The organism is Tistrella bauzanensis (assembly GCF_014636235.1).
In the GTDB taxonomy this organism is placed as follows: Bacteria; Pseudomonadota; Alphaproteobacteria; order Tistrellales; family Tistrellaceae; genus Tistrella; species Tistrella bauzanensis.
On record NZ_BMDZ01000005.1, the window covers coordinates 43,967 to 55,567 of the forward strand.

The 11,601-nt window shown below is 67.9% G+C and carries 9 protein-coding genes; 1 reads left to right on the forward strand and 8 read right to left on the reverse strand.

What is annotated here, in order from left to right; translation table 11 throughout:
• Positions 1 to 3: 3 nt before the first annotated feature.
• The 3 genes from IEW15_RS03710 to IEW15_RS03720 all read right to left on the reverse strand — a co-directional run bounded on the left by IEW15_RS03710 (position 4) and on the right by IEW15_RS03720 (position 4,309).
• Positions 4 to 1,179 carry an ATP phosphoribosyltransferase regulatory subunit gene (locus IEW15_RS03710; RefSeq protein WP_188575037.1) on the reverse strand — a complete coding sequence of 392 codons (1,176 nt, stop codon included), beginning with the start codon at positions 1,177 to 1,179 and terminating at the stop codon, positions 4 to 6.
• 228 nt (positions 1,180 to 1,407) lie between these two features.
• On the reverse strand, positions 1,408 to 2,985 hold the full coding sequence (gene serA / locus IEW15_RS03715) for a phosphoglycerate dehydrogenase (RefSeq protein WP_188575039.1): 1,578 nt from the start codon (positions 2,983 to 2,985) through the stop codon (positions 1,408 to 1,410).
• A gap of 163 nt (positions 2,986 to 3,148) precedes the next feature.
• Positions 3,149 to 4,309 (reverse strand): phosphoserine transaminase, encoded by a 1,161-nt coding sequence (locus tag IEW15_RS03720; protein ID WP_188575041.1) that lies wholly within the window; start codon positions 4,307 to 4,309, stop codon positions 3,149 to 3,151.
• A 277-nt stretch (positions 4,310 to 4,586) separates the two neighbouring features.
• On the opposite strand from IEW15_RS03720, the gene IEW15_RS03725 reads away from it, so the two are divergent.
• Entirely contained in the window at positions 4,587 to 5,711 is a 1,125-nt protein-coding gene (locus IEW15_RS03725) for a GGDEF domain-containing protein (RefSeq protein ID WP_188575043.1), read from the forward strand.
• Here IEW15_RS03725 and IEW15_RS03730 read toward each other — a convergent pair.
• The 5 genes from IEW15_RS03730 to folP form a co-directional block, all read right to left on the reverse strand.
• Positions 5,698 to 6,486: a PhzF family phenazine biosynthesis protein gene (locus tag IEW15_RS03730; protein WP_188575045.1), complete on the reverse strand. Its 789-nt coding sequence runs from the start codon at positions 6,484 to 6,486 to the stop codon at positions 5,698 to 5,700. The genes IEW15_RS03725 and IEW15_RS03730 overlap by 14 nt on opposite strands.
• Positions 6,487 to 6,895: 409 nt before the next feature.
• On the reverse strand, positions 6,896 to 7,732 hold the full coding sequence (gene thiD / locus IEW15_RS03735) for a bifunctional hydroxymethylpyrimidine kinase/phosphomethylpyrimidine kinase (protein WP_188575207.1): 837 nt from the start codon (positions 7,730 to 7,732) through the stop codon (positions 6,896 to 6,898).
• 47 nt (positions 7,733 to 7,779) lie between these two features.
• Positions 7,780 to 8,616, reverse strand: a complete 837-nt coding sequence (locus IEW15_RS03740; protein ID WP_188575048.1) for a bifunctional hydroxymethylpyrimidine kinase/phosphomethylpyrimidine kinase — start codon at positions 8,614 to 8,616, stop codon at positions 7,780 to 7,782.
• 128 nt (positions 8,617 to 8,744) lie between these two features.
• The gene (glmM, locus tag IEW15_RS03745) at positions 8,745 to 10,100 is read right to left on the reverse strand and encodes a phosphoglucosamine mutase (protein WP_188575050.1); all 1,356 of its coding nucleotides are present in this window, start codon (positions 10,098 to 10,100) and stop codon (positions 8,745 to 8,747) included.
• Positions 10,101 to 10,241: 141 nt separating this feature from the next.
• The gene (gene folP, locus IEW15_RS03750) at positions 10,242 to 11,420 is read right to left on the reverse strand and encodes a dihydropteroate synthase (protein WP_188575052.1); all 1,179 of its coding nucleotides are present in this window, start codon (positions 11,418 to 11,420) and stop codon (positions 10,242 to 10,244) included.
• Between the last annotated feature and the right edge of the window lie 181 nt (positions 11,421 to 11,601).

The window sequence follows — 11,601 nt, forward strand, 5'->3', positions numbered from 1 at the left end:
AGCTTACGCCCCCCGGAAATCGATGGCGTCGAGCGGGACGGCATCAGCCACCCGCAGGATATGGGAACAGCCCTGGGCGCGCGCCTCCGCGACAGGGTCGGTTTCAGGGGCGAGGCCCTGAACGGTGATCCATCCCTCGGCCCGGAACTGCCGGCCGATGACCGGGCCGCTGCCGAAGGGAAGGTAGACATGGCGTGGCCGCACGGGCGCGTCCAGCGCCCTCAGCACACTGTCCATATACAGGCTGAAGCCGGTTGCCGGTTCACCCGCATTGCCGGCATCGGCGCCCGCGACATAGCGCCCGCCACTGCCGAGTTCGCCACGGACACCGGCCGCGAACAGCGAGAAGCTGACACCGGTCTGATAGTCGAGCCCGCGATGTTCGACCGGATCGATCGTCACCTGGGCATCCAGATCGGCCAGATCGATGACCTTGACCACATCGGCCACCATCGCGACCAGGCGGCGCGCCTCGGCCGGAAGCGCCAGCGCATCCAGTTTGGCCAGGGCCGCATCCGCCAGACCGGCCGCATCCAGCAGCCCGGCAAAGAGCGGTGCCGCGGCACCGGCCAGTTCGGCGACCGCGGTCGGATCCTTGCGGTCCAGCGCCTCGCGCAGCCGGCCGGTCTGGTCGGCCGGCAGCCCGAAGGCCTCGGCCACGACGTCGACCATGGTCGGCAGGTTCAGGTCGATGGTCAACCCGCGCACACCGATGCCGGTCAGGGCTTCGGCGGCCAGCCGCACCACCTCGGCATCGGCGGTGGGTTCCGGCGCGCCGATCAGCTCGATACCAACCTGGGCGAACTGGCGTTCGGGCCGCAGCATGCCGCCGCGCACCCGCAGCACCTGGCCGGCATAAGACAGGCGCAGCGGCCGGCGGGCATGTGACAGGCGGGTGCCGGCGATACGGGCCAGCTGCGGCGTCATGTCGGCGCGCACGCCCATCATCCGCTGCGACACCGGGTCCATCACCCGGAAGATCTGGGCGGCGAGCAGCCGGCCGGGGCCGGTCAGCAGGCTTTCTTCGAATTCGACAAGCGGCGGCTTCACGCGGGCATAGCCTTCCGCCGCGAAATGCGCCATCAGCCGCTCGATCGTCTGCGCCTCGAAGGCGGCCTCGGGCGGCAGAAGATCCTGCAGCCCGTTGGGCAGAAGCGCGCGCTGGCGGTCGTCGATCATCAGGACAGGCCCGGTCTCTACCCATGGAAAACACCCGGACCGCGCTGATGCGCGGCCGGCTTGAAGACAGACGACAGCCGCAACGGCACCCGATTGAGCGGTGCCGGCGACCGGAGGCGGAGTTTAGCCCCCCGCGTCCCGGCACTCAACCGCGAAACGCATGAAACCGGCCGCACCCGCGGGTACGACCGGTTTCAGCATGATCCGAACCCGAATGACTGGCCGGGATCAGAAGGTCAGCGACAGCGCGGTCACCACATTGGGCAGGCCCTGCACCTGCTTCAGCACCGCCTCACGCAGCGGCTGATCGACCTCGATCAGGCAGATCGCGCGGGCGCCCGGCGACTGCCGGCCCAGATGGAAGCTGGCGATGTTGATGCCGGCCTCGCCCAGTGCGCGACCGACGGCACCGATGAAACCCGGCTTGTCGTCGTTGACCACGAACAGCATGTTCGGGGCCAGTTCCGCCTCGATCGCCACATCCTCGATCGACACCAGACGCGGCTTTGAGCCGGCGATCAGGGTACCGGCGACGCTGCGACCACCGCGCTCGTCCGAAATGGTCAGCTTGATCTGGGTCTGGAAGTCGGTCGCCTTGTCGCTGCGCACCTCGGTGACCGAGATGTTGCGCTCCTTGGCGACGATCGGGGCATTGACCATGTTGACGCTGTCGAGCAGCGGCCGCAGCAGGCCGGTCAGCAGGGCGGCGGTGATCGGACGGGTGTTGAGGGTGGCGACCTGACCGGAATATTCGATGGTCACGCCGCGGATGCCGCTTTCCACCAGTTGGCCCGAGAAGCTGCCCAGCTGTTCGGCCAGCTTCATATAAGGCTTCAGGCGCGGCGCCTCTTCGGCCGTCACCGACGGCACGTTGATGGCATTGGTGATGGCGCCGGTCAGCAGATAGTCGGCCATCTGCTCGGCAACCTGAAGCGCCACGTTTTCCTGCGCCTCGACCGTGCTGGCGCCCAGATGCGGGGTTGCCACCACGCGCTCGTCGCCGAACAGCGGGTTCTGCTTGGCCGGCTCTTCCGAGAACACGTCGAGGGCGGCACCCGCCACCTTGCCCGCATCCAGAGCCGCCTTCAGATCCTTCTCGACCACCAGACCGCCACGGGCGCAGTTCACGATGTAAACGCCGGTCTTCATCTTGCCGATCGCCTCGGCATTGATGATGCCGCGGGTACCGTCGGTCAGCGGCGTGTGCAGGGTGATGACGTCGGCGCGGCGGAACAGCTCGTCCAGTTCCACCTTCTCGACGCCCAGATCCTGCGCGCGTTCCGGCGACAGGAACGGATCGAAGCCGATCACCTTCATCTTCAGGCCCTGGGCCCGGTCGGCGACGATGGCGCCGATATTGCCGACGCCGATCACGCCCAGCGTCTTGCCGGTCACCTCGACGCCCATGAAGCGGTTCTTTTCCCACTTGCCGGCATGGGTGGAGGCATTGGCGGCCGGGATCTCGCGCAGCATCGACAGCATCAGCGAAATCGCATGCTCGGCGGTGGTGATCGAGTTGCCGAAGGGGGTGTTCATCACCACCACGCCATGGGACGACGCGGCCGGAATGTCGACATTATCGACGCCGATGCCGGCGCGGCCGACGACGCGCAGATTGGTGGCGGCAGCCAGGATGTCCTTGGTCACCTTGGTGGCCGAGCGGATCGCCAGACCATCATACTGGCCGATAACGGCACGCAGTTCATCGGGGGTCATCCCCGGCGTCACGTCGACCTCGATCCCGCGGGACGAGAAGATCTCGGCGGCGGCGGGGCTCATCTTGTCGGAAATCAGAACCTTGGGCATGGGATACCTCTGGCGAGGGTGGCAGCGTCCGCCATCATGCGGACGCGCACCGTCGTTCAAACCGGATGGAATACAAACAGGATACGAGGGTGGATCAGTCAGGCGTGGTGGCGTCGGGCGTGGTGGCGTCGGGGCGCGGTGGCGCCGAACGCGATGGCGCCAGTCAGGCCGCCTTGGCCTTCACCTGATCCCATGCCCAATCGAGCCAGGGCAGCAGCGCCTCGATGTTCGCGCGCTCGACCGTGGCACCGCCCCAGATGCGCAAGCCCGCCGGGGCATCGCGATAAGCGCCGATATCCAGCGCCGCACCTTCGGCGTCCAGCAGACCGGTCAGATCCTTCTGCACCTTGGCCTGCCCTGCGGCATCGAGATCCTGGAACCAGGGATCGACGATCGCCAGGCAGATCGAGGTCGGCGAGCGGGTGGCCGCATCGGCCGCCAGGAAATCGACCCACGGGGTCTTGGCGACCCAGTCGGCGAGTGCTGCGAAATTGCCTTCGGTCCGGGCGATCAGGGCGTCGAGGCCGCCGATCTGCTCGGCCCATTTCAGGGCGTCGAGATAATCTTCCAGCGCCAGCATCGACGGCGTGTTGATCGTCTCGCCCTTGAAGATGCCGTCGATCAGCTTGCCGCCCTTGGTCATGCGGAAGATCTTGGGCAGCGGCCAGGCCGGGCTATAGCTCTCAAGCCGGGCGACGGCGCGGGGCGACAGGATCAGCATGCCATGCTGGCCTTCCGAGCCCAGAACCTTCTGCCACGAGAAGGTGACGACGTCGAGCTTGTCCCAGGGCAGATCCATCGCGAAGGCAGCCGAGGTCGCATCGCAGAAGGTCAGCCCCTCGCGGTCGGCGGCGATCCAGTCGCCGTTCGGCACGCGCACGCCCGAGGTGGTGCCGTTCCAGGTGAACACCACGTCACGGGTGAAATCGACCTGCCCCAGAACCGGCAGCGCACCGTATGGCGCGTTCAGGCTGCGGACATCGGTCAGCTTCAACTGCTTCAGGATGTCGGTCTTCCAGCCGTCGCCGAAGCTCTCCCAGGCCAGCACGTCGACACCGCGGGCGCCGAGCATGGTCCACATGGCCATCTCGAAGGCGCCGGTATCCGATGCGGGCACGATGCCGACCTTATAGTCGGCGGGGACGCGAAGAATGGCCGCGGTGCGGTCGATCGCTTCCTTGAGCTTCGCCTTGCCGAGCTTGGCGCGGTGCGAGATGCCGAGCGCTGCATCGCTCAAGGCATCAAGGGTCCAGCCCGGGCGCTTGGCGCAGGGGCCAGACGAGAAGCGCGGATCAAGCGGCTTCGCGGCGGGTTTCGTCGTCATATGCCTTCCCCTCAGGAAGAGTGGCGACCCGTTGGGGGATCGCGGCCCGAGGCAGACGATAGAGAGGGGTGGCCACCCGGTCAACACATGTCCGATACGCAGGAATCGGACGGAAGCCATGCGTCAGACGCATGGCTATACCCTGAACCGCGGAAGCTGCGGGCGGCACAGACTGTTAACCTGATTGCCGGCATACTATCCGCCTTCGGTTCCCGATATCGGCTGCAACCAAATGCTCTCCTGGCCTGACCTCATCGACATCAGAACCGTCGGGTTCATGATCATCATGACCTGCGTGATCTCGTCGATGGTCTCGATCGTCCTCTGGCGCCTGAACCGGCCGATGGCCGGCCTCGTCTCGTGGATGATGGCCGCCTTCGCCGGCACCGCCGCCTTCCTTGCCTGGGTCTCGATGCCCTGGCTGGGGCGCGCGGTCGCCATCCCCCTCAACATGGCGATCGCCACCGGCAGCCTGATGCTGATCCTGGACGGGACACTGCGCTTCCGCGGCCTGATCCCGCCCGGCCGGCTGCGCTGGATGACACCGGTGGCGGTGATGGTCGCAGCCGTTCAGGTGCATACCAATCTCGACCAGGACTGGCTTCGGATCGTCCTCAACGACGTGCTGAACAGCCTGATCCTGTCGGCGATGATCGCCTCTCTGCTCCACCGTGCCCGCCGTGACGAGCGCATCATCCACCTGATGATCGCCGTCGCCACGGCGCTCATGATCGCTGTCTATCTGATCCGCGTCGACGTGGCGCTCGCCACGCCCCGGGGGCAGTTTCGCGCACCGGGCGATCCGGCCCACGCCTATGTCTTCTTCGTATCGCTGATCTTCATCCTCAGCTGGACCTTCGGCATGCTGCTGATGGTCAACCTGAAGGTCCAGCGGGCGCTCGCCGACATGGCAGACCGCGACCCGCTGACCGGTATCGGCAACCGCCGGATGCTCGACCGGCTGGCCGGCCGCCATCTGCCGCGCAGCGGCACGGCCCTGGTGCTGATCGACCTCGATGGCTTCAAGCGCGTCAATGACGACCACGGCCACAAACAGGGCGATCAGGCCCTGTGCTGGATCGCCGACATGCTGAAGGCCTCGGTGCGCCCCGGCGAAACCGTGATCCGCATGGGCGGCGATGAATTCGCGCTGTTCGTCGAAGAGGCCGGCGACGCCACGGCTCTGGGTCAGCGTGTCCACAGGCTGGCGGCGCGGATCAACATCGCGCTGGCCAGGGATCGCCACCAGATGCCCCTGCCCCGCCGGATCAGCACCGGCTATGCCATCGCGCCCGATGACGGCCAGACCCTGACGGATCTGTGCGCCGCCGCCGACCGGCGGATGTATGACGACAAGCATGCCGCCCGCCCCGCCGGTGCCGTGGCGGTCAGAGATAGATGATGCCTTCCATATAGCGCTGGACCAGCGCCGCCACGATGGCGCGTTCGCGCCCGGCATTCGCCCAGGCGCCGCCGCCACGCTGACCCACCACACGCACGGTCAGATCCTCGCGATCCAGCCGCTGGCGCCAATAGGGCAGCAATGTGCACAGGGCGGACGAGCGCACCGCCAGCGCCGCCGGCCCCCATTTCGCGGCCACCACCCGGGCGGTGAAATCGCTCTGGTCGCCCGGCGAGGTCAACACCACCACCGGCCGTTCCAGGGCTTCCATGGCAGTGCGGTCGATCCGCACCCGGGCCACAGCATCCTCGTTTTCCAGCACGGCGACATAGCACGAGCTGTCGAGCATCATCACCGTCTCGGGCACGATACCGCCCAGCGCCGGCGCCAGATCGACCCGCCCCAGCATCTTCACCGGCGGGCGCAGCGGCAGATCGACCAGAACCGAGGTGGTCTCGCGCTGGCCCATGATCATGCCCGATGGCGTCAGCAGCTGAACCCGGCGCAATTGCGGTTCAAGATAATGGAACACGGTATGGGCGGCGGCCAGGGCGCCGGGTGCCGACAGTGGCACCTCGCTTGCGCGAGAGAACCAGCGGACCTGATAGACGCCGGTGGCACCCACCATGAACACCGTTTCGGCCTTGGCATGCTCGCCGGCAATATCGGCCAGCATGTCGTCGGGCAACCAGCTGTCCAGCGGGCAGACCACGGCTGGAACGCCGCGAAACACGCGGTCGGCGAAGACGTCCAGATGGCAGATGGGTATCTGCATGCGACGGCCGGACACCTCGGTCTGGGTCGTGGGCGCGCGCACCGGCGTGGCCAATACGTGAACGTCCCCGACCGGTCGGCCGCTGACGGCCCGGCTGGTCTGTCCCGGAGAGGAAGCTGGCCCCTCCCCCGGCTGGTCTGGGGTGCCGTTCGACATCTTTGGCAACAGTCCGCGACGACGACAGGTGGCAACCGGACCTCGCGGCCCGATCGATGACGGGCCGGACCATGCTTGGCCCGACCAGAAGACTCACCTTACACGGCTTCTGCCGCGGACGCCATTCCGCCGCAAAACCACCATAGGTTTCGTGGTGCGGCGCCATCATCAGAACGGTTGCAGGCCAGAACCGGTGTCGGCGCCCGCTGCCGGCCGGCGGCGGAACACTCGAACGCCGGGCGGGGCGCGGCCATCAGGCCGTTCGCCGGTTCCAGTCGTGACGCAGGGGGCCATGGCCATGGCCCAGACCCGGTGCCGCCAGCATGGCCTGGCGCACATAGCTGCGCGCGATCGCCACCGCATCCGCGGTGGCCCGCTCGCGGGCCAGGCCGGCCGCGATGGCGCTTGCCATCGTGCAGCCGGTGCCATGGGTATGGCGGCTGTCGATACGCGGACCGTCGAACCGCGTCACCGTCACCGGGTCAAGCCCGGTGGCGCCGGCGATCACCAGAATGTCGCTCAACGTATCGCCCGACATATGGCCGCCCTTGATCAAGGCGGACCGCGCGCCCATGCCGATCAGGCTGCGGCCGGCCGCGATCATGTCGTCGACGGTCGCGATCTTCCGCCCGGTCAGCACCTCGGCTTCGGGCAGATTGGGGGTCACGATCGTGGCCAGCGGCAGCATGCGCGTGGTCAGGGCCGCGATCGCATCCTCGCGCAGCAACCGGTGCCCGCCCTTGGCCACCATCACCGGGTCCACCACCAGCGGCAGCCCGGCCCGGACCACGGCGCCGATGCGGCCGATGACGGTGTCGATCACCATGGCCGAATGCAGCATGCCGGTCTTGACCGCCACCACGCCGGTGGCCAGGACAGCGTCGATCTGGGCCATCAGCGCCGGCTGCGGCACCTCCCACACGCCATGGACGCCCAGGGTGTTCTGCACGGTCAGTGCGGTGATGGCGGCATAGCCGTCCACCCCCAGAGCCAGGGCGGTCTTCACATCGGCCTGAATGCCGGCACCACCGCCGGAATCGGACCCGGCGATGATCAGCAGGCGGGGCAGATGGCGGCCTGCCGGCAGCATGCCCGCCGGCAGCAGGGTGGGCTTGCCGGCGATGGTGCTGTCTGCGGTCACGACAGGGTCTCCTGGCTTGCCGGACCATCGGCGGCAACCGTCCGAAAGGCGCCGGTCAGGTCGACATGGGGATGGGCATGCATGGCGTCGCGCGCAGCCGGGTCGGCGGCGATCACCGCCCGGATCAGCGGCTGATGCCGCAACCAGGCGCTGCGTGCGTCCAGCCGCTCCATCGCCCCCAGGGCGACAGCACTGGCAAGCCCGATCGGCGGCCCGCCCAGCGGCCCGGCAACCAGGCCCAGATCCGGCAGCACATCCAGGCTGTCACCGCTCAGGATGGCGATGCCGAAAGCCGGTCCGCCGGCCACCACCACCTGCTCAGGGCCCAGGCTCGCCAGGGTCGCCACGGCATCGATCAGCGCGTCGACATGGCGGATCTCGCGGCCGACCATCACTTCCGCAGCCGCCAGATCCAGCACCAGGGCCTGTGCCCGCACCACCAGCCGAGCCTTCAGCACCTGCAACGCGTCGCGGTTCATCAGGTGACGGCCCGACGGGTCGACCAGAACGGGGTCCAGAATCAGCGGCACATTGCCGCCGAAATGCTCCACGGCCTCAGAAATCGCCAGCAACTGATCGGTTTCGGTCGCCCGGCCGATTCTCAACGCATCGGCACCAATATCGTCCAACACCACCCTCAACTGCCCGCCAACGATGTCGGCCGGCACGGTCATCGCGGCACCGTCGGCCACGATCGCCGTCACGGCGCTGGCCGCATAGACGCCGCAGGCCGTGGCGAGCTTCAGGTCGAAGGCGATACCGCCACGACCTTCAGGATCGCCATGGTCGACGCTGAGCAGCCGCCTCATCGGCGCGCGTGAAGCACCCGTCATCAACCTGCCCCTTTCCTGCCATGCATCGAGCCCGGACGCCCGGAGGTATTGCCCGATCCGCCGGCCTCTCGTGTCCTATGAGGCCATGTTAGCGGGCGTAGTGTTAACGCTTCCACCCGTCCGGGCGGTCAAGACCGCCTTGCGGTCGCCTTTTCCATGGCAGAAACGATGCGATCGACGGCGCTTTCAACCAGGGCGGCATCATCCGCCTCGGCCATCACGCGGATAAGGGTTTCAGTCCCGGACGGGCGGATCAGAACCCGACCATGTCCGTCGAGCCGCGCGGTCTCGGCGGCAATCACCGCCATCACCTCCGGGTCGGTCTGCGGCGGCTGGCCAGCATAGCGGACATTGCGCAGCAGCTGCGGCCAGGGTTCGAAACGGTTGGTCGCCGCCTTGGCACTGATGCCGTCATCCACCATCACCGCCAGCACCTGCAGGGCCGCCACCAGTCCGTCGCCGGTGGTGGCATAATCGCTGAAGATCATATGGCCCGACTGCTCGCCGCCGACATTGTAGCCATCGGCACGCATCCGCTCGCCCACATAGCGGTCGCCCACCTGGGTGCGGACCAGATGCAGGCCGCTGGCCTCCAGATAGCGTTCCAGCCCCATATTCGACATCACCGTGGCCACGATCCCACCGCCGACCAGCCGGTTGCGTTTGGCCCAGCTGGTTGCGATCAGGGCCATGATCTGGTCGCCATCCACCTGGCGCCCGGCTTCATCGACCACGATCACCCGGTCGGCATCACCATCCAGGGCAAAGCCGATATCGCATCCCTTCTCCACCACCGCCCGTGCCAGGGCATCCGGCGCGGTCGAGCCGCAGTCGCGATTGATGTTGAAGCCGTCCGGCTCCACCCCGATCGCCGTCACATCGGCACCCAGCTCCCACAAGATCGTCGGGGCCACCGAATAGGCGGCGCCATTGGCGCAGTCGATGGCCACTTTCAGGCCGTCGAGCCTCAGGCCCCGGGGCAAGGTGCCCTTGATCGCCTCGACATAGCGGTCGCGGGCGGTATCCAGCCGTCGGGCCCGGCCCAGCTTCTCCGATGCGGCAAGGCCGACATCGGGAGGGCCGTCCATCAGGGCCTCGATCTCGTCCTGCACCTCGTCGGACAGCTTGTAGCCGTCGGGGCCGAACAGCTTGACGCCATTATCGGCGAACGGATTGTGCGAGGCGGAAATCATCACGCCCAGATCGCACCGCATCGACCGGGTCAGCATCGCGATCGCCGGCGTCGGTATCGGCCCGACAAGAATGACGTCACAGCCGGCCGAAACGAAGCCCGCGGTCAGCGCCGGTTCGATCATATAGCCCGACAGCCTCGTGTCTTTGCCGATCACCACCCGCGTGCGCGCACGGATCGACCGGAACCGCATGCCGGTGGCCACACCCAGCCGCAGGGCGACCTCGGCGGTCATCGGCCAGCTGTTGGCACGGCCGCGAATACCGTCGGTGCCGAAATAGCGATGCGACATGATCAAGATCCTGGCTGATTGTCCCGGTCGTGCGGCATCTCTGCCGCATCGGGGTCGTGGTCCTCGTCCGGGGTATGCGCGAAACTGGCGCCGAAGCATGGCCCTTTCGGCGGCGTCATCCGGACAGGCGGTGGCAGCGGGTCAACCCGCCGGCGCCCGGCCGCGGGCGATGGCCGCGTCGACCACCAATGCCTGAGCCGTTTCAGCCACGTCATGCACCCTCACGATCTGCGCGCCCTGGGCCACCGCGGCCAGCGCTGCTGCCAGCGACCCCGGCACCCGTGCCTTCGGCTGGTCGATGCCGGCCACGCGCCCGATGAAGCTCTTGCGCGACACGCCGATCAGAAGCGGCCGGCCAAGCCCATGGAAGATCGACAGGTTATGCAGCAAGGCAAGGTTCTGGTCCACCGTCTTGGCAAAGCCGATGCCCGGATCGATCGCCACATCGCCCTGCGGCACCCCGGCCTCATCCATCAGCGCCAGCCGGTCTTCCAACTCGTCGAAGACGTCCAGAACCACATCGTCATAGACCGCCAGAGACTGCATGTCGGCCGGCGTGCCACGCATATGCATGACCACGGCGGCAAGCCCGGCGGCGGCCACGGCATCGGCCGCCCCCGGATCATAGGTGAAGCCGCTGACGTCGTTGACGATCGCAGCGCCACGGCGCGCGGCATGGCGCATCACCACCGCCTTGCGGGTGTCGACGGACACCACCGCCCCCAGTTCCGCCGCCGCCGTCAGTGCCGGCTCCAGGCGATGGATCTCTTCCGCCGGGTCGACGGCGGCCGCACCCGGACGGGTGGTTTCGGCGCCAAGATCCACAAGATCGGCGCCATCCTCCAGCGCCCGGCGCACCGCCGCCGCCGCGTCGACCGGTGCGAAGGCATCGCCGCCATCCGAGAAGCTGTCGGGCGTGACGTTGACGATCGCCATCACCTGCGGCCGGCCGCGCATATCCAGTCCGGCAAACCTCTGGCGCGGCACCTCCAGCGCCCGCAAGCGCCGGGCCAGTCGCCGGCCCGCCGGCAGAGCGGTCAAGCGGTCGGCCAGACGCAGGGCATCCTCGATCGGCATCACCGCCCGGCCCACCCGGTCGGCCGCGCCGGCGCCCCGTCCGGCCCGCCAGATGATCTCGACCACCCCAAAGGCCAGCCAGCCGCCGGCAAGGCAGCGGAACCCCGCGACCGGCGCCCGCCTCAACGCCGCGCGGGGCGCCGCGCCGACGCCGGCGGTGCGGGCCGGCACGAACCCGATCGGGCGGACATACACTCGAAGACCCGCATCGGCGTCACGGATGCGGGTCTCGACATATGACATCGCGGCCGCATCAGACGATGCGGCCGCGATGGATGTGGACAGGTCAGCGGGCAAGTCAGCAGTCCCTGGCTGTCGGTCGGCGGTGCGGAGCCGGTATCTGTCGACACCGGCCCCATGATCGTCAGACGGCTATCGGCCAAGCGAGCAGCCGCCCGTCCTGCCGGATGGCCGTCCTGCCGGA

What these genes read in the sequence shown, in the direction of transcription:
- IEW15_RS03710 (WP_188575037.1), bottom strand. Translation starts at nt 1,179, where the DNA reads ATGATCGACGACCGCCAGCGCGCGCTTCTGCCCAACGGGCTGCAGGAT.
- serA (WP_188575039.1), bottom strand. Translation starts at nt 2,985, where the DNA reads ATGCCCAAGGTTCTGATTTCCGACAAGATGAGCCCCGCCGCCGCCGAG.
- IEW15_RS03720 (WP_188575041.1), bottom strand. Translation starts at nt 4,309, where the DNA reads ATGACGACGAAACCCGCCGCGAAGCCGCTTGATCCGCGCTTCTCGTCT.
- IEW15_RS03725 (WP_188575043.1), top strand. Translation starts at nt 4,587, where the DNA reads ATGATCATCATGACCTGCGTGATCTCGTCGATGGTCTCGATCGTCCTC.
- IEW15_RS03730 (WP_188575045.1), bottom strand. Translation starts at nt 6,486, where the DNA reads ATGCAGATACCCATCTGCCATCTGGACGTCTTCGCCGACCGCGTGTTT.
- thiD (WP_188575207.1), bottom strand. Translation starts at nt 7,732, where the DNA reads ATGCTGCCGGCAGGCCGCCATCTGCCCCGCCTGCTGATCATCGCCGGG.
- IEW15_RS03740 (WP_188575048.1), bottom strand. Translation starts at nt 8,616, where the DNA reads ATGACGGGTGCTTCACGCGCGCCGATGAGGCGGCTGCTCAGCGTCGAC.
- glmM (WP_188575050.1), bottom strand. Translation starts at nt 10,100, where the DNA reads ATGTCGCATCGCTATTTCGGCACCGACGGTATTCGCGGCCGTGCCAAC.
- folP (WP_188575052.1), bottom strand. Translation starts at nt 11,420, where the DNA reads ATGTCATATGTCGAGACCCGCATCCGTGACGCCGATGCGGGTCTTCGA.